The organism is Paraburkholderia sp. C35 (genome assembly GCF_003121405.1).
Classification (GTDB): domain Bacteria; phylum Pseudomonadota; class Gammaproteobacteria; order Burkholderiales; family Burkholderiaceae; genus Paraburkholderia.
The window spans coordinates 49,714-67,093 of record NZ_QBUY01000044.1; the positions used below are offsets into that span (position 1 = coordinate 49,714).

General features: G+C 62.3%; 16 protein-coding genes and 1 tRNA gene. 7 read left to right on the plus strand and 10 right to left on the minus strand.

Going from position 1 to position 17,380, the window contains the following annotated elements; genetic code table 11:
* Window positions 1–5 precede the first annotated feature (5 nt).
* The gene (locus DK391_RS24035; protein ID WP_109480492.1) at window positions 6–893 is read right to left on the minus strand and encodes a DUF4118 domain-containing protein; all 888 of its coding nucleotides are present in this window, start codon (window positions 891–893) and stop codon (window positions 6–8) included.
* A gap of 538 nt (window positions 894–1,431) precedes the next feature.
* On the opposite strand from DK391_RS24035, the gene DK391_RS24045 reads away from it, so the two are divergent.
* A complete protein-coding gene (locus tag DK391_RS24045; protein ID WP_109480510.1) occupies window positions 1,432–3,822 on the plus strand; it encodes a glucose/quinate/shikimate family membrane-bound PQQ-dependent dehydrogenase in 2,391 nt (796 codons plus the stop codon).
* A 28-nt stretch (window positions 3,823–3,850) separates the two neighbouring features.
* On the opposite strand, the gene DK391_RS24050 is transcribed toward DK391_RS24045, so the two are convergent.
* From DK391_RS24050 to DK391_RS24070, 5 genes are all read right to left on the minus strand, one after another.
* Complete coding sequence (locus tag DK391_RS24050; protein WP_109480494.1) at window positions 3,851–5,164, minus strand: chloride channel protein; 1,314 nt, start codon at window positions 5,162–5,164, stop codon at window positions 3,851–3,853.
* Window positions 5,165–5,259: 95 nt separating this feature from the next.
* The gene (locus DK391_RS24055; protein ID WP_109480495.1) at window positions 5,260–5,679 is read right to left on the minus strand and encodes a MarR family winged helix-turn-helix transcriptional regulator; all 420 of its coding nucleotides are present in this window, start codon (window positions 5,677–5,679) and stop codon (window positions 5,260–5,262) included.
* Window positions 5,680–5,798: 119 nt separating this feature from the next.
* Entirely contained in the window at window positions 5,799–6,032 is a 234-nt protein-coding gene (locus DK391_RS24060; protein WP_109480496.1) for a pentapeptide MXKDX repeat protein, read from the minus strand.
* Window positions 6,033–6,100: 68 nt separating this feature from the next.
* The gene (locus DK391_RS24065; protein WP_109480497.1) at window positions 6,101–6,877 is read right to left on the minus strand and encodes a molybdopterin-dependent oxidoreductase; all 777 of its coding nucleotides are present in this window, start codon (window positions 6,875–6,877) and stop codon (window positions 6,101–6,103) included.
* 20 nt (window positions 6,878–6,897) lie between these two features.
* On the minus strand, window positions 6,898–7,536 hold the full coding sequence (locus DK391_RS24070; RefSeq protein ID WP_109480498.1) for a cytochrome b/b6 domain-containing protein: 639 nt from the start codon (window positions 7,534–7,536) through the stop codon (window positions 6,898–6,900).
* 326 nt (window positions 7,537–7,862) lie between these two features.
* Between DK391_RS24070 and DK391_RS24075 the strand changes: the two genes are divergently transcribed.
* On the plus strand, window positions 7,863–8,408 hold the full coding sequence (locus DK391_RS24075) for a sigma-70 family RNA polymerase sigma factor (protein WP_109480511.1): 546 nt from the start codon (window positions 7,863–7,865) through the stop codon (window positions 8,406–8,408).
* Window positions 8,405–9,046 (plus strand): DUF1109 domain-containing protein, encoded by a 642-nt coding sequence (locus tag DK391_RS24080; protein ID WP_109480499.1) that lies wholly within the window; start codon window positions 8,405–8,407, stop codon window positions 9,044–9,046. Before DK391_RS24075 ends, DK391_RS24080 begins: the two co-directional genes overlap by 4 nt.
* A gap of 30 nt (window positions 9,047–9,076) precedes the next feature.
* Here DK391_RS24080 and DK391_RS24085 read toward each other — a convergent pair whose 3' ends face one another.
* Window positions 9,077–10,294, minus strand: coding sequence for a citrate synthase family protein (locus DK391_RS24085; RefSeq protein ID WP_343225445.1), 1,218 nt, complete (start codon window positions 10,292–10,294; stop codon window positions 9,077–9,079).
* Window positions 10,295–10,438: 144 nt separating this feature from the next.
* Here DK391_RS24085 and DK391_RS24090 point away from each other — a divergent pair, with 144 nt between their 5' ends.
* From DK391_RS24090 to DK391_RS24105, 4 genes are all read left to right on the plus strand, one after another.
* Window positions 10,439–11,806 carry an MFS transporter gene (locus DK391_RS24090; RefSeq protein ID WP_109480500.1) on the plus strand — a complete coding sequence of 456 codons (1,368 nt, stop codon included), beginning with the start codon at window positions 10,439–10,441 and terminating at the stop codon, window positions 11,804–11,806.
* 23 nt (window positions 11,807–11,829) lie between these two features.
* Window positions 11,830–12,825 carry a 2-hydroxyacid dehydrogenase gene (locus DK391_RS24095; RefSeq protein WP_109480501.1) on the plus strand — a complete coding sequence of 332 codons (996 nt, stop codon included), beginning with the start codon at window positions 11,830–11,832 and terminating at the stop codon, window positions 12,823–12,825.
* Window positions 12,826–12,905: 80 nt separating this feature from the next.
* Window positions 12,906–13,175, plus strand: coding sequence for a DUF2934 domain-containing protein (locus tag DK391_RS24100; protein WP_109480502.1), 270 nt, complete (start codon window positions 12,906–12,908; stop codon window positions 13,173–13,175).
* Window positions 13,176–13,383: 208 nt separating this feature from the next.
* Window positions 13,384–13,468 (plus strand) — tRNA-Leu (locus DK391_RS24105).
* 59 nt (window positions 13,469–13,527) lie between these two features.
* On the opposite strand, the gene DK391_RS24110 is transcribed toward DK391_RS24105, so the two are convergent.
* The 3 genes from DK391_RS24110 to DK391_RS24120 all read right to left on the minus strand — a co-directional run bounded on the left by DK391_RS24110 (window position 13,528) and on the right by DK391_RS24120 (window position 16,958).
* Window positions 13,528–14,601: a lactonase family protein gene (locus DK391_RS24110; RefSeq protein ID WP_239482931.1), complete on the minus strand. Its 1,074-nt coding sequence runs from the start codon at window positions 14,599–14,601 to the stop codon at window positions 13,528–13,530.
* A 236-nt stretch (window positions 14,602–14,837) separates the two neighbouring features.
* Window positions 14,838–15,755: a helix-turn-helix domain-containing protein gene (locus tag DK391_RS24115; RefSeq protein WP_109480504.1), complete on the minus strand. Its 918-nt coding sequence runs from the start codon at window positions 15,753–15,755 to the stop codon at window positions 14,838–14,840.
* A 177-nt stretch (window positions 15,756–15,932) separates the two neighbouring features.
* A complete protein-coding gene (locus DK391_RS24120; protein ID WP_109480505.1) occupies window positions 15,933–16,958 on the minus strand; it encodes a porin in 1,026 nt (341 codons plus the stop codon).
* Window positions 16,959–17,380 lie beyond the last annotated feature (422 nt).

A 17,380-nucleotide genomic window follows, 5' to 3' on the forward strand; every position in this document is an offset into this window, starting at 1 on the left:
GTGTGTTACTCGCCGATGCGCAGCACGAGGAAATCGCCCGCGTGCGTGGTGAAGCGTTCGCACACGCAATCGACGAGATGCGCGGCGCTATCGGCTGGCGTGCCGTGCGCGCCTGCCGGCGCGTGTGCAGCGGCGGCGTGGCTCTCGCGCAGCCGCAAACGATGCCGGCCCGGCCACAGCGCATTCGAGAGGCGGCGAATGTCTTCCGGCTCGACATCGTCGAAGCGCGGCCCTGGCGCGATTTCAGCGGGAGGCAAAGGCAGTGTGGCCGCCAGCGCTGACGTCTCTGCGCTTGATGGGGCGTTGGATGCAGCAGCGCCTCGTGCTGCGCTGGCCGTACTCGCCGCGTCGACGCCATGGGTCCACTCGGGCATGCGCTCGAGCGCCTGGATCAGCACGAAGGATTTGCTATGTTGCGACAGATGCCGCAGCAGCCGATGCGTCTCATCGACAGCCCGATGCGCGAGCATGCGGTCGTTGTCGTGGCGCAGCAGCATTTCGTAACGCGACTGCGCAACCGACGTAATCAGCTCAGCGCGAAATTGCGCACGCCGCAATCGCTCGATCAACGTAATGAGCAGCAGCGCGACGATCGGATACGACGTGACGAACAGCACATCGGAACGGTTGATGACGCCGAGCATTGCGTAGGGCGGCACGAACAGATAGTCGGCGATGCCCAAGCCGGCGAGCATCACCGTCAGCGCAGGAGCAAGGCCAAAGTAATATTCGACCAGCACGGCTGCAATGCTGAAAGCGGTCCCCGGCATCACAGGGCCGAGCACCGGGTGGAGCAGAAGGCGCACGCCGCTCGCGATGCAGAGCGCGGCAACGGCGCCAATCCACCGTCGCGCCCCCCGAGGCGCCCAGCGACGGGCATTGTGTACTTGCATGAAATCGTCTTGGCCGGACTACCGGACGCTCTTTTGACTGTAAAGAATCTGTCAGAATAGGCGGACCGGAATAAGAATGTCCGCGAAAAGTCCGAACGATAGCACACGTAATCCGTTGTAATACTTGGCATTTCCCAAATTTCGTCATTTATGCGACGCTCGCAGACCCGCTTTATGCGCGCTAACGTTTGCGCTGCGTCAAGGGGCGCAGTCGATCGGATTCCAGTCGTACACGACATTCACAGCCTCCTCGTTCGTCCACTCGTGAATCGCGTGCTGCGCGATGTGTAGCAACGCCATCGTTTCTCTCCTCTCCCAACCTTCGAAGTCCCTCGCTTGCGATGCATCCGTCCAGGGTGCACGATGAAACACTGTCGATAAAGCACTGATCCACTTTGCATACGCGAGCAGGTCCGCATGTTGCTGAGCGGTACGGGTTGAGCGGCACACGCGCAGCGCATGGTGAAGCACGGAAGCGGAGGCTATCAGCATGAACGACGTGAACAAGACGGATACCTCGAAGCGCGCGGCCAGCGGCATGTCCGTGCAACCACCCAGGCCAGGTATCGCGCGATGGCTCAGCGTGCTCTTCGCCTTGCTCGCGGGGCTGTATCTGCTGGCGGGCGGCATCTGGCTCGTCACGATAGGCGGCTCGCCGTATTACATCGTCGCGGGTGTCGTCCTGCTGGCCGTCGCATGGCTGATCCATCGCGGCAACGGTTCCGCGTTGCTGCTGTATGCGCTGCTGCTGATCGGCACGCTGATATGGGCCGTCTTCGAAGCGGGCTTCGATTTCTGGGCGCTCGCACCGCGCACCGATGTCCTCGTTGTCTTCGGTGTCTGGCTGCTGCTGCCGTTCGTCTATCGCACTTTCGCGCTCCCCGCGCGGCCCGGCGCTGTTGCGCTCGCGGTCTGCCTGGTTATCACCGGCGTCGCTCTCGTCTACGCTTCGTTCAACGATCCGCAGGAGATCAACGGCAAGGTCGAGCAAAGCGCGGCCACGTCGATGGCGCCTCCCGATACGCCTGCCGCAGAATGGACGGCATACGGCCGCACGCAGGCGGGCACCCGTTATTCACCGCTCACGCAGATCAATCAGGACAACGTCAAGAACCTGCAGGTTGCGTGGACCTTCGAAACGGGTGACAAGAAAGGCCCGAACGATCCCGGCGAAATCACCGACGAAGTCACGCCGCTGAAAGTGGGCGATGAGCTCTATCTGTGCTCGCCGCATCAGATCCTGTTCGCGCTGGATGCCGCGACGGGCAAGGAGAAATGGCGCTTCGATCCGGGCCTGAAGGCCAACCCGACATTCCAGCACGTCACCTGCCGCGGCGTGTCGTACTACCAGACGGCGGCAGCCGCCGCTGCGAAAGACGAAGCCGCGCAACGCGCATTGCCCGCCTGTGCGCGACGCGTGCTGCTGCCCGTCAACGACGGCCATCTGTATGAACTCGATGCCGCCACAGGGCAGCGCTGCGCCGGTTTCGGCAATAACGGCGATCTCGATCTTCAGCATCTGCAACCGGTAAAGACGCCGGGCCAGTATGAGCCGACCTCGCCGCCCATCGTCACCGACAAGATCATCGTGATGGCGGGCGCGGTGACCGACAACTATTCCACCCGTGAGCCGTCCGGCGTGATCCGCGGCTTCGACGTGGATACGGGCAAACTCGTGTGGGCGTTCGATCCCGGTTCCGACGCGCCGAACGTCATTCCCGACGACCAGCATGCGTACACGATCAATTCGCCGAATTCGTGGGCGCCCGCTACTTACGATGCGAAGCTCGATCTCGTCTATCTGCCCATGGGCGTGAGAACGCCGGACATCTGGGGCGGCGACCGCACGCCGCAGGACGAGCGCTATGCGAGCGGTCTGCTCGCGCTGCATGCATCGACGGGTAAGCTCGCGTGGTTCTACCAGACGGTGCATCACGATCTGTGGGACATGGACCTGCCCGCACAGCCGACCATCGCCGACATCACGGACCGCAGCGGCAACGTCGTGCCCGCCATCTATGCGCCCGCCAAGACGGGCAACATCTTCGTGCTCGACCGCCGCACGGGCACGCCGATCGTACCCGCGCCCGAGCAGCCCGTGCCGCAGGGCGCGGCGGCAGGCGACCACGTTTCGCCGACGCAGCCGTTCTCGCAGCTCACATTCCGGCCTGCAAACAACCTGTCGGGCGCCGACATGTGGGGCGCGACGATGTTCGATCAGCTCGCGTGCCGGGTGATGTTTCACCGGCTGCGCTACGAGGGTCCGTTCACGCCGCCGTCCGAACAAGGCACGCTCGTGTTTCCCGGCAATCTCGGCATGTTCGAATGGGGCGGTCTTGCCGTCGACACCGACCGGCAACTCGCGATTGCCAACCCGATTGCACTGCCGTTCGTGTCGAGACTCATCGCGCGCGGGCCGGGCAATCCCATCGAGCCGCCCGCAAGCGGCGGCGGAGGCACGGGCACGGAATCCGGCATCCAGCCGCAATACGGCGCGCGCTTCGGCGTGACGCTCAATCCGTTTCTGTCGCCCATCGGCTTGCCTTGCAAGCAGCCCGCGTGGGGCTACGTTGCGGCGCTCGATCTGAAGACGAATCAGGTGGTGTGGAAAAAGCGTATCGGCACGGTGCGCGACAGTTCGCCCGTTCCGTTGCCGTTCAGGATGGGCATGCCGATGCTCGGTGGCCCGATGACGACAGCGGGACATGTGTTCTTCATCGGCGCGACAGCGGACAACTATCTGCGCGCCTTCAGCACGGACACGGGCGCAGAACTATGGCAGGCACGACTACCTGCAGGCGGCCAGGCCACGCCGATGACGTATGAAGCGGGCGGCAAGCAGTTCGTCGTGATCGCAGCGGGCGGACATGGATCGTTCGGCACCAAGCTCGGCGACTATGTGATCGCGTATGCGCTGCCCAGCCAGTGATGAATGAGCGCAGCGTTGCATCGCGAGACTATTCGGGCTTCGCGATATAGCGCTGCGCCAACGCTTCATAAAGCGGCGGCGCGAACAGCTTCGACACCTGGCTCGAAATCAGCGCCGTCGCCATCAGCGACAGCACCAGCGCATGTCCGTTGATCATCTCGATCACGATGACAAACGACGTGATGGGACTTTGCGTGACGGCGGCGAGATAGCCGACCATGCCGAGCGCGATCAACATGGGCAGTTGCATCTGACCGAACAGAAGATGCAGCGCGTTGCCGATGCCCGCGCCAATCGCCAGCGAAGGCGCAAACAGACCGCCTGGCGCGCCGGGCAGATACGAGCCGACCATCGACGCCATTTTCAGCAGCGGATAGCTCACGCCGAGCTGCGAATGACCTTCCAGCATGCCGCGCGCTTCGGCATAACCGCTGCCGAACGTATGGCCGCCCGCCACCACACCGATCACGGCAATGAACAGCCCGCACGCGGCGCCGAACGCAACGGGATGTCCCTTGCGCCATTCGACGAGCCGTGCCGGCATCCAGCGCCCGGTATTCAGCAGCAGCCAGCAGAACGCGCCGCCCGCCACGCCCGTCAGGATGCCGAGCAACACCACGGCGACCACGAGCAGATCAGGAAAATGCCCGTCGATATTGATCGTGCCGAAGTACGTGTAATTGCCCTGCAAACCCAGCGACACGACACCCGCGAAGATGATCGCGGTGATCAGCACGCCACTGGTGCGCGTTTCGAAGCTGCGGGTCAGTTCTTCGATGGCGAACACCACGCCCGCGAGCGGCGCATTGAACGCGGCGGATAGCCCTGCCGCCGCGCCCGCCAGCGCCAGCTTGCGCTCCAGGCTCACGCCGCGCAGGCTGCGAAAGCGCGCGGGATAGAAACGCCGCAGGCTGAACATCAGCGCCGCGCCGACGTGGATGGTCGGCCCTTCGCGGCCAATCGTGAAGCCGCCGAGAATCGACAGGAACGATACGGCGATCTTGCCCACCAGAATGCGCAGATTCAGCAGGCGTGGGCCGAGTTCGCGCCCATCGTGAAGCGTCGCGATCACTTGCGGAATGCCGCTGCCTTCGGCACCGGCGAACCAGCGCCGCGTGATCCACACGCCGAGCGCGCCCACTGCGGGCGTCAGGACAAGCGGTAGCCACCAGAAACGCGTCGTGTAGCGCAGGAACGTGTCGTAGCCAAAATCGATCAGCCACGCGTACATGACGGCGACAAGCCCGGTCGCGACAGCGCCGAGCCAGACCACGCCGTAATGCAGCCAAAGGCGCCTCGCGCGCCGCAGCGCGCGCCGGTCGGGAAATACGGGAATGCGCATCGGGGAAGTCAGGTGGCCGGAGCCAGATAAGGCACATTGTGACATAAATGCGCGACACCCTGTTTTTCGGCACTTATAGCCCGATGCGTGAAACGCTACTCGCTTGCGTCGCCGAACACCCAGCCGAACGAGCCGTAGTGCGACTTATGCTCGGCGGCGAGTTTGAGCAGAAGGCGTTCGCCTTTCGGCGTCAGATGCACCTGGACCTGACGGCGATCTTCGGCGTCGGGCTTGCGGATCACGAGTCCCACCGATTCGCAGCGCGACACGAGCGCAGCGGTGCCATTTGGCGCGGCCTGCAAACGCTCGGCCAGTTCGCCGACCGTCGCCCATTGCCGCCCCTCGAAGCCGCGCACATGCAGCAGCAGTTGATATTGCAATGTGGTGATGCCCGCCGCGTTGGCGATCTCTTCCGATACCCGCAGAAACTTGCGCAACTCATAGCGGAATGCCGACATGGCTTCCAGATCGTGTTTGTCGGGAAGGTCGCGTTTGGGTTGCCTGCCTGAGCTCATGTGAAGTCCTGGTGAATGCAGCGACGATGATGTCGCGGATCATACCCAGGATCGTACAAACGCAACGAGACAGGGCGTGCCTGCGCGCCCTGTCTCGTGTCCCGCGCGGGACAGCATGCTTACTGCGACATCGCGCCCGATGCCGGATGGTTCATGCCCATCGCGTCATGCTTCTTCATCTTGCTGCTCTTCTTCATCGAATCGTGCGACATGTTGTCCTTCTTCATCGCGTCGTGCGACATGTTGTCCTTGCTCATCGCATCGTTTGCCATGGCGCCGCTTGCCTGCGCGAAGACGGCGGTCGTGCTCATTGCGAGGGCTGCTGCGAATACTGCTGTCATCAGTCGTTTCATTGCTCATCTCCTTGGTGGGTAGAAAGTGGTATCCGGCTCTGCCGGAACCAGAAAAAAACGCGTCACGCTCACGAACCGCCGAACCAGTTGTAACCCTGATCGACCCAGTAGCCGCCCGGATACGTATTGGTCACGAACATCTCGACGATATGCTTCGGGTTCTTGTAGCCGAGCTTGGTCGGCATGCGCAGCTTCATCGGATAGCCGTATTTCGCGGGCAGACGCTGGCCGTCGTAGTCGAACGTGAGCAAGGTCTGCGGATGCAACGCGGTCGGCATGTCGATGCTTTCGTAGTAATCGTCTGCGCAGCGAAAGCCGACGTACTTCGCCGTCGTGTCCGCGCCCACGCGGCGCAGGAAGTCGGCGAACGGTGTGCCGCCCCAGCGTCCGATCGCGCTCCAGCCTTCCACGCAGATATGCCGCGTGATCTGTTCCGCGTGAGGCAGCGCGTACAGCTCGGGCAGCGCCCACACACGCTGTCCCGTCACGAGACCGCTCACTGCCAGCCGATAGTCGCTGCCGTCCACATCGGGCACGTCGTCGATACCATAGAACGCGTTGAACGGGAATGGGCGCGTGATTTGTGCTTCCGTATAGGTCGGCGCAAGCTGCTTCGGATCGAACAGGAACGCCTGCGCGCGATCGTTCAGACGCGACACGGCAGTGAGAAACGTGTCGACCGATTTCTCGTCGGTGATCGAGCAGCCGGTTAGCAGCGACAGGCCGCCTAGCGTCAGCAGGCGCTTGCCGAACAGACGGCGCGAAGGATTGTCGAGTTCGCGGCGCGCATCGGCGAGAATCGCTGCGCGGTCGAGTTTGATGAGGGTCTTGTCGTCGGATTTCATCGCATGTTTCCGTGTGTCGATCAGCGGCCGCGCAGCATGGTCAGCAGCGAGCGCGGCACGAGTGCGACCATCGCGACATGCACGGCGATAAACGCCGCCATCAGCGCCATCGCGCAGAAATGCACGACACGCGCGTTGTCGTAGCCGCCCATCAGTTCGCGCAACAGCGGAAACTGCACCGACTTCCAGATGGCAAGCCCCGACAGCACGAGCACGATCAGATCGACGATCACGAACAGGTAAGCGAGCTTCTGCACCGCGTTGTACTGGCGCAGATCCGCATGCGAGAGCTTGCCGCGCAGCGCGGCGAGCAAATCGTGCAGCACGGCGCGCGGCGACAGCGGAAAGAACTTCGCCATGAAGCGCCCGCTCGCGATGTTGAGCGCGAGATAGACGATGCCGTTGAACACCAGCAGCCACATCGCCGCGAAGTGCCATTGCAGCGCGCCGCCCAGCCAGCCGCCCAACGTGATGGCAGGCGGAATCACGATGCCGCTGAACACGGGCGACGCGTCATAAATGCGCCAGCCCGACAACATCATGATCAGCGCCGCAAGCGCGTTAAGCCAATGCGTGACACGCAGCCAGACGGGATGAATGGGAGTTTTCTGCGGTACGGTTTGGCGTGCGGGCGCCAGAGTCGCTTTCATCGTGTCCATGTCGATCGCCTTGACGGTCGGATACCTGTCAATTCGTTGAGGACACGAGTCTGGTTACAGCGCAGCGCGATTTTCTTTCGACCGTCGCGCCGTTTTGTCGCTGAATAAAAAAATTTTGCGCGCCGTGTAACCAACGCAGGCTGCCCGCCGAATTAACCCGTTAAAGGAGGCGGGTGACGACGATGGATGACGACCGCGCTATAGTGGCGCATCACAGCTTTGGCTACGCCGACACGATCGACCTGCAGCCCGGCTTGCCGCTCGCTGCAGCGCCGGCACACGCACCGGCGACGTCGTCTCGCCGTCCCGCCAATCGAGGAGCCATGTTGCAAGAAGCGGAAAGCCGGCTGAAAGCATTGTTCGTACGCGGTCTCGACGGCGATGCCGACGCCTATCGCAGCTTTCTGCAGGCACTGACGCGTCATCTGCGCGGCTTTCTGCGCAGACGTATCCCGCAGTATCGCGACGATGTCGAAGACCTCGTCCAGGAGATCCTGCTCGCCGTGCATAATTCCCGCCACACCTATCGACCGGACGAGCCGCTGACCGCGTGGCTGCATGCCATCGCCCGCTACAAACTGATGGATTATTTCCGCTCGCGCGCCCGCCGCGAATCCTTGCAAGACCCGCTCGACGATTACGCCGAACTGCTCGCCGATACCGACGACGAGCCGGCGCAGGCGCGTCACGACATCGGCAAGCTGCTCGAGCATCTGCCCGACAAGCAGCGGCTGCCTATCGTCCACATGAAGCTCGAAGGGCTGTCGGTCACGGAGACGGCGCGCCTCACGGGGCTGTCGGAATCGGCCGTCAAGGTCGGCGTGCACCGTGGTCTCAAGGCACTGGCCACGCTCATCCGGGGGCTGCGATGAAAACCGACGACTTCATTGGCCTCCTCTCGAATCAGGTGACGCAGGTGGACCGCGGCGCCATCGCGCGCCGTTTCGCCAAGGCGCTGCTGCTCGGGGGATTGGGATCGCTGATCCTGATGAGCGTGGTGTTCGGCGTGCGGCACGATCTCGCCGCCGTCGCGCGCACCACCGTCTTCTGGGCGAAGCTGGCGTATCCGCTCGCCATCGCCGTGGGCGCGATGCTCGCCGTGACGCGGCTCGGCAGGCCGGGCGCGCGGGCCGGCTATTCGTGGGCGATCATCGCGTTGCCGTTCGTCGCAGTGTGGGCCGCGAGCATGATGGTGCTCGACAGCGCCGCACCCGGCGCGCGCCTCGCGATCGTGCTCGGCCATACCTGGCGAACATGCCCGTTCAATATCATGCTGCTGTCGGTACCGACTTTCCCCGCCGTGTTCTGGGCAGTGAAGGCGCTGGCGCCCACGGAGTTACGGCTTGCAGGCGCCGTTGCCGGACTGCTCGCCAGTTCGACGGCGACGGTCGTGTACTGCCTGCATTGTCCCGAGATGAGTCCTGCGTTCTGGAGCGTCTGGTACGCAATCGGGATGTTGCTGCCCGCGGCCATCGGCGCGTGGCTCGGGCCGAAGCTGTTGCGCTGGTAACGAGGCGCCGTCACGCCAGACGATAGGTTGTCAGGCCGACGGGTCGTCGTCTTCGCCTTCGGCTCCACCACCTTCCGCAACAGCGGGACCGACATAATGCGCGCGAGGACGCAGCAGCGTCCCGCCCGTCATCTGTTCGATCGAATGCGCGGCCCAGCCGATGCTGCGCGCAATCGCGAATAGCGCGAAGGCCGCGTCTCTCTGCAACTGGCAATGCTCGACGAGCGCGGCGAGCGCGATGTCGATGGTGGGATGCTTGCCCGTCAATCTGTCGACGCAAGCGATCAACTCGCGAGTCGTTTTCGACGGTTTCAACCTCGACAGCAGACAGGCGGCACGCGGATCGCCTTGCGGATACAACTCATGTCCGAAGCCCGGCAACGGTTGCTGGTCGGCTACGCGCTGCTGCACGGTTGCCTCGACGCCCGAGCGCTGCGCTTCGTCGATCAACGCATGCACGCGCGCAATCGCGTCGCCGTGCAGCGGCCCCGAGAATGCCGCCAGACCCGCCAGCATGCATGCGGCAAGCGACGCACCTGTGGAAGCCGCCACTCGCGCAGCGAATGCCGAACTGGTCAACTCCTGGTCGGCCAGCAACGCGAGCGTGCGGCGCAACAGTTCGGCGTGGCGTTCGGCACGCCATGCGCGTGCGATCCGCAGATGCAGCGGCGCGTCGTCGTGCGGATCGAATTCGACAAAAGCACTCGCGAGACGGCCAGTCAGCGCCGCCGCCTCTTCATGCAGGCGCCCGATGTCCGGCGCATTGCCTAGCGCTTCGGGCACGCTCGACTCTGCTGCTGCCACGCTGAGCGCTGCATAAGCCCGCGCCTTCGCCGAACCGTTTATCTGCATCGGCGTAAAGCCTTTAAAGCGCGGTAGTTCAGCGCAATCCCACAGCAGTTGCGCGACCATTTCCAGCGTCGCCGTTTCAGCCAGCTGGATTGCGTCCTTGCCACGGTAGTAAAGCCGCCCGCGAACGATGGTCGAGATGTGCGTGTTGATGATCGGCTCGCCCCACGCCATCGTGCTTGCCGCGATGTTCTTGCGAGCGCGTCCGAGGTCGCGCTTTTTCATCAGCGCCGAGATATCTGCCGCGCGATAGAGCTTGCGGCTGACGTGATCCGGGTCCCAGCGCACTTCGATCTGACCACGGCTGACGTAGGCATAGAGCGTCTGCTTGCGCACGCCGAGCGCCTCGCACGCCTCCTCCTGGGTGATCCAGTTCTTCACGTTGATTGACTCAATCAAGGTTGACGGTCATGGGTGCCGCCGGTTTAATGCAAAACATAAACACACCAGAAGGCCGCGCACGACGTGCATCGACACATGCATACGTCGTCAGCGCAGCCCCATTCTTGCGAACCGTTCAGCGGCACCAAGGAGGAGATACAGATGGCTTCACACCGAACGTCCGAGTATATATCGACCGCGTCGGCGCGCATGACGCGCACGCGTTACTCGATTCTCGCCACCATCCTGCTGCTGGCGACGGTCGCCTATGCAGACCGCGCCATTCTGTCGATTGCCGGTCCCGGCATTTCGAAGGAGTTCGGGCTGAATCACGTGCAACTCGGTTACGTGCTGTCCGCGTTCAGCTGGGCTTACGTGGTCGGGCAGATTCCGGGCGGGCTGCTGCTCGACCGGCTCGGCACCAAGAAGATGTATGGCGCGACGCTCGTGCTGTGGTCGATTGCGACCATGCTGGTTGGCGTGATCGGCAACATAACGTCGGATCTGTCCATTGCGCTCGCGCTGCTGTTCGCACTGCGCTTCGCGCTCGGGTTGATCGAAGCGCCGAGCTTTCCGGCCAACGGACGTGTTGCCGTGATGTGGTTTCCCAAGGAAGAACGCGGACTCGCGACGTCGCTGTTCGCCTCGGCTTCGTATTTCGCGGTGGCGATTTTTTCGCCGTTCGCAGGCTGGCTCACCGCGAAATACGGTTGGCCCGCGCCGTTCTTCGCGCTCGGTCTGATCGGCATCGCAGCCGCGTTCCTGTGGGCTGTCGTGATGCATGAGCCGCGCAAGCACCCACGCGTGTCGGCGAGTGAACTCGACCACATCGTCGCGGGCGGCGCGATGATCGACATCGATTCGAAGCATGAATTGCAGACGCGGCAGCCGGTTTCGTGGGCGCTGGTGCGCACGCTGCTTGGCAACCGCATGCTGTGGTGCTCGTATATCGGCCAGTATTGCACCATCGCACTGAGCTATTTCTTCATCACGTGGTTCCCGATCTACCTCGTGCAGGCACGCGGCATGAACGTAATGGAAGCAGGCTTCGCCACGATGATTCCCGCCGTGTCGGGCTTCCTCGGCGGCATTGCGGGCGGTGTGATTTCCGACATGCTGATCCGTCACGGCTGGAGCGTGTCGTGGGCGCGCAAAACGCCGTATATCGTCGGCATGCTGGTGGGCTGCTGCCTCGTGCTGTCGGCATTCACCGAAAGCAATCTCGTGATCGTGCTGCTGATGACGATCGCGTTCTTCGGCAAGGGCGCGGCGGCGGGTGCGGGCACCTGGGCTATCGTCAGCGATACGGCGCCGCGCGAAGCCGTCGGCCTTGCCGGTGCGATCTTCAATTGCGTCGGCAATATTGGCGGCATTGTCACGCCGATCGTGTTCGGTTATATCGTGCAGGCAACGGGCGGCTATACGGTGGGGCTCTACTTCGTCGCGGCACACTGTCTGGTGGCGGCCGTCGTGTATCTGCTGTTCATGGGCAACATTAAACGCGTGCAGATGAGCACGTCGGGTACTTAACAGACATCAGCGGAAATCAGGCTATGCAACAACAGGACAGCACCAGGCCAACCATCCTCAACGCGGCGGAATTGCCCGAGTGGACCAACGCAGAATTGCACGCGCTATTCAACGTGCTCGATCTGCCGAAAGATCCCGCCGCCGCTGCCGCGTTTCTCGCGGAACATGGCCGCGACGTGCGGGGCATTGCGTTGCGCAAGACGAAGATCGATGCTGCGTTTCTGGACGCCGTGCCATCCGTCGAGATCATTTCGAGCTACAGCGCGGGCCTCGACAACCTCGACGTGCACGCGGCGAAAGCACGCGGCGTCCAGATAGAGAACACGTCGCACATTCTGGCCGAAGACGTCGCGAATGCGGCGGTTGGTCTTGCGCTTGCCGTCACGCGCGACTTCATCAACGCGGACTCGTTCGTGCGCGCGGGCAAGTGGCCAGAGCACGGACAGTATCCGCTCGGACGTTCGATTTCGCGCATGAAAATCGGCATCGTCGGGCTTGGGACGATCGGCTCGGCCATTGCAAAGCGTCTGCAGGCGTTCGGTTCGAAGCTCGCGTATTCCGGCCCGAGCCGCAAGCAGGTCGACATTCCGTACTATGACAACGTCGTCCGCCTCGCGCACGATTGCGACATGCTGATCCTCACCTGTCCACTGTCGCCTTCGACACATCATCTCATCGATGCGGCCGTGCTCAGCGCGCTCGGTCCTGACGGCTATCTGGTGAATATTTCGCGCGGCCCGGTCGTGGATGAAACGGCACTGATTGCGGCGCTGGCGCAAGACGGCCTCGCCGGCGCGGCCCTCGATGTGTTCGAGCGCGAGCCGCTCGTTCCCGATGCGCTGATCCGCGACCGCCGCGTGGTGCTGACGCCGCACATCGGCTCGGCGACCAGCGAGACGCGCCGAAGCATGGCCGAGAATGTCGTCGATACGCTCGCCAGGCATTTCGGCATCGCCGGTCCGCGCGACGGCATGGCGCAGCGCAATCAGGCCGATGCACCTTTGGAGAGCATCGGCTGAGAGGGCGCGCGTCTCCTGTCTTCTGGATCAGGCATCGCGAATGCTCAATGCCAATGCGCTATTGATCCAAGGGGAACGACATGGCTGATGTGAGTAGTGAACGCGAGATCGACGAACGCATTCGCGAACGTGCGTACCATCTCTGGGAATGCGACGGCGACCCGAAGAAGCACGCCGACGAGTACTGGGACACGGCGCGACGGCAGATCGAGGCAGAAGGTCTCGGCGATACACCCGTCGCGCCCGCCTTCGAGCAATCCGACAAGCAGCAGATGGAAAGCGAAGATCCGCAGGAGGATGTCGGCGAAGGCGATGCGGTCGGAAAACCTCGCGCGAAGCGCGCGCGATGACGCAATTTGCGCGGAGAAACTGCGTTGCGGTGCGGGTTCGACGGGCAATGTTTTGTGCGTCGGACCCGCACGGTTCAACTTCTTGTGCGCACCTCTTCAAAAACGGTTCATTAGTCGCTACAATTGCGCCCCTTGCTTGGGTGGCGTAGCGCATCACGCCGACAGGATTTCCTGAGACGCAATGTCCGGGGCATCCAGACCGAAGAATGCCGACGTGGTGAAATTGGTAGACACGCTATCTTGAGGGGGTAGTGGCGAAAGCTGTGCGAGTTCGAGTCTCGCCGTCGGCACCAGATAGAGCTGAAGCATTACGCTCAGAAGTAACACCCATTCGTAACACCGATTCGCGCTTCTACTCCACGAACGCGATACCCACAGGCGTCGGCATCGCCGCAGACTCTCCCGTGTCCGCCACCTTCCCCGTCGATGTATCGACGCTGAACACATTCACCGTACCGCTGCGTTGATTCGCCACCAGCAGCCATTTCCCCGACGGATGAATCGCGAAGCCCCACGGTCTGTCGCCACCTGATGCGACACGCTGGATGAGTGCAAGCGTTCCCGAGTCCGCATTCACGCGATACACGACGAGTTCGTTCTCGCCACGGTTTTCCACGTAGACGAAGCGCCCGTCGCCACTGATGGCGATTTCAGCTCCACTCTTCACGCCTTGAAACGCCGCACTGCTGACAGGCACGGATTGCACCAGCGTGAACCGGGCGTTCGACGCATCCCAACGCAGCACCATCACTTCCGCCGACAATTCCGTGAGCAGATACGCGAACGTGCCATCCGGTCCGAACGCGATATGCCGCGGGCCGCTGCCCGTCGGCGCGACGAACGGATGCGGACCGTCTCCCTCGTCGGGCAACAGCGCGTGTGTGACTGGATCGTAGCGATAGACGAACACGCGATCTGCGCCGAGATCGGGCACGAGTGCATATCGTCCGGACGGATCGACGACAGCGCTATGTGCATGAGCGCTTGCCTGCCGCCGGTTTGGTCCGGAACCCGTTTCCTTGACCGTCGAGACGAGCGAGCCAAGGCTGCCGTCAGGCTCGACCGTGATGCTCGACACTGAACCGCTGTTGAAATTGGCAGCGAGCAAGGTCGTTGCGTTGTCGTCCATCCAGAGATTCGTGGTGCCATTGCCGCCCGCCGGCACCGCGTTCACTTTCGTCAACGCACCGGTTGCACGATTCACTGCGTAAGCGGTCACGCTGCCTTCGTGGGTGCTGTCGTCATCGACGGCATAGAGCACAGGGTGTGCTGGATGCGCGGCCACCCATGTCGATTTCGGACCTTGCGCGACGATACCGATCGCGCTCAGCTTGCCCGTTGCCGCATCGAATCGTAGCGCGCGGATCTGACTCGCTTGCGTGCCGACGTAGACGAGATCCGTCTGCGTATCTGTTTGCCGTGTCACGGCGCTGGTGCACGCGCCGAGCAGTGCCGTCAGCAAAGTCAGTGCGACAAATGCAACGAAGCCGCCGGATCGCACTAGCCTGTCTCTCTGAAAAAACCGAGTCATCACCGGTGAGCGTAGAGATCAAATTGGCCAAGCGTAATCGGTTCGCGGCAGCGCGTCCTTGTACAAAACTCGGATTCGCCTGCATTTTTCTTCGATTGCGAATCCGATCGGCTCACGCGTCCGTCAGCTATTCATTGACGTGCCGCCGCGCGAAACTGGCTCGGCGCCTGGCCGACTTCCCTGCGGAAGAAGCGCGTGAAGTACGCGGCGTCCGCGAAGCCAAGGCCGAACGCGATCTGTTCCACCGACATGTTCCCGAAGATCAGATCGCGCTTCGCTTCCGTAATGATGCGCGCGTGAATCATCTTGGTCGGGCTCTGCTCGGTGGCCGACGCGCAGGCGGCGCGCAGCTGCACCAGCGACACCGCCATCATCGACGCATAATCCTGCAGCGCCAGATTCTCGCGGTAATGCTGGTCGATCAGCTTGCGAAAGCGGTCGACAAGCCGTATATCGTTGCGCGTCGCGCTCTCGCTGCCGGTTTGATCGAGACGGGCTTCACGCAGCACCATCAGCAGCAACGTCGTGAGCGAGGCCTCCGTGCCCACCACATGCCCGACGGCATCGGATTCGACTTCATCCTTCAGATGCTGGATCAGCGTGTAGAAGGCCATGCCTGCATCGGTGGAATCGGAAAGGGGGATCATGCGTGGCGCGGCCCACAGTTCGATGAACTCATGGAGCTTGGCGTTCACCTGGGTCAGGTAAGCAACCTCGATCGTCACGACCCAGCGGTCGACATCGACTTCGTAGTCGAGTCCGTGCACGCATTCGGTTGGCAGCAGCAACGCGCAGGGGCCTTCGAACGGCACGCTGCTGCCTTCGAGATTCATGACGCCACGCCCGCTGCGCACGAAGATGATCTGGCCATATGCCGGATGCGCATGCGGTTCCGTGCGCCAGCGGCCCCGATCCGTCACATGCCCGACATGCACGAACCAGTTCTCCTGTTCCGGGCGCTCGACATACAAACGGACCTTCGGAACGGTAGCGTGCTTCGCCTTGTCGCTTCCCTTGGGTTGAACCTTTGCCATGGCACTGTACGTCATCTTGTCTCTCTGACGGCATGACCGGTTGGGTATCGGCCGCCATCGTCATTGCTTCATCACAGGGTTGGATGCCTGCCTGATCGACCGTCTCCAGGTTTCTCCCGATCTTCCCACACCGCCCGGCACGCGGACACTTGCGATTTACCCGGACGGCCCCATGCCATCACACGCACGACATCAGAACGTATGCACCAAACCCAGCGTAATGCCGCGCGTATCGGCGCCGGGCGCAACCGTTACGCCCGTGTAGGCCGTGCCGTTGAGCGTGAAGTGCGCCTGATTGCGGTTCTGGATGAATCCCGTCGATGCGTACAACGTGGTGCGTTTTGAAAGAAAGTGTTCGTAAGCAAGACCGATCTGCTGCGCGTTGTTTCCCTGCCCGGTTCGATCATGTGCGTAGCCGTACATGAGCGCCACCATGTCGGCAGGGCCGAACAGATACGATCCCGATGCCTCGTAGACGTCGCGCTTCGTGCTGTCATCGGTTTGCCGTTCCGTGTGATAGGCGAGATAGAAGCGGGCCGCGCCGACGCCCATCGACGCACCCGCGTTGAAGATCTTCAGTATCGACGTGCCCGCTGCGTTGGCCGCCTGTTCATAGCCTGCTGCTGCACGGAACGGGCCGTTCACATAGCGGACCGCCGCGTTGTAGAACTGCAATCCGTTGGACGGTTTGGTGGTTGCATCGCGCATGGCCACCATTAACTGCGCGGTGAGGCCATACACCGTGGGCGTAAAGTAGGAGATCGCGTTGTTGACGCGCACTGTGAGGCTGTTGAAGTTGTTCATTGGTGAACCGATGCTCATCACGGCGAGCGGATCGAGTTCGGGGTTCATGAAGATGTATTGCGGTGTGTTTTGCAGGCCGACGCGCATTTCGCCGAAGCTGCCCGACATGCCGATCCATGCCTGCCGGTTGAACGCTTCCGCGACGTTGGAAGCGGCACCCGTCACGCCTGAGAAGCCTTGTTCCAGCTGAAAGTTGACGTGAACGCCGCCGCCGATGTCTTCGCTACCCTTCAAGCCGTAGCGGCTCGCGAACAGGCCACCGGATTCTGCGCGCGTGGTAGCGCCCGTCCCTGGGTTCTGATATTCGATGCCGTTGTCGATGACGCCATAGAGCGTGACTGACGATTGCGCGTTCGCGTTGTGGATCATGCATAAGCACACGATGCCCGATGCAATTGCGATCTGCCTCTTCATTGTGTCTCCATCCAGTCTCTGGTTTTTCTGGAATCGATCGGGGTCTGCGTGCTGCGCGCGGTTGGGCTTCTCCGCAAGCCTGCGTGCTGGTCCGTCGATTCAATTCGTAGAGCTGAGTGCGTTGCTGGTACTGCTGCGCGGCATGTGTATCGAGATGCCGGTCAGGATTGTTGTGAAGCGGGTATCTGGCTTTTTTTGCCGGGTGCAGTGCGTGTCTTTTGCTGGGCAGAATAGGCGTGGGCTACTTTTGCGTCCCTATACAAAACTCAGATTCGCTGGGATTTTTTTTTGCCCCTGGCGAGGGGGTGTTCGGTGGCGTCCGCTTTTTGTTAGTGGTCTGCTAGCGTTGCCCCTGTGCGGGGCGGCACCTACTTTTCTTTGCCGCCGCAAAGAAAAGTAGGCAAAAGAAAGCGGGCTAACAC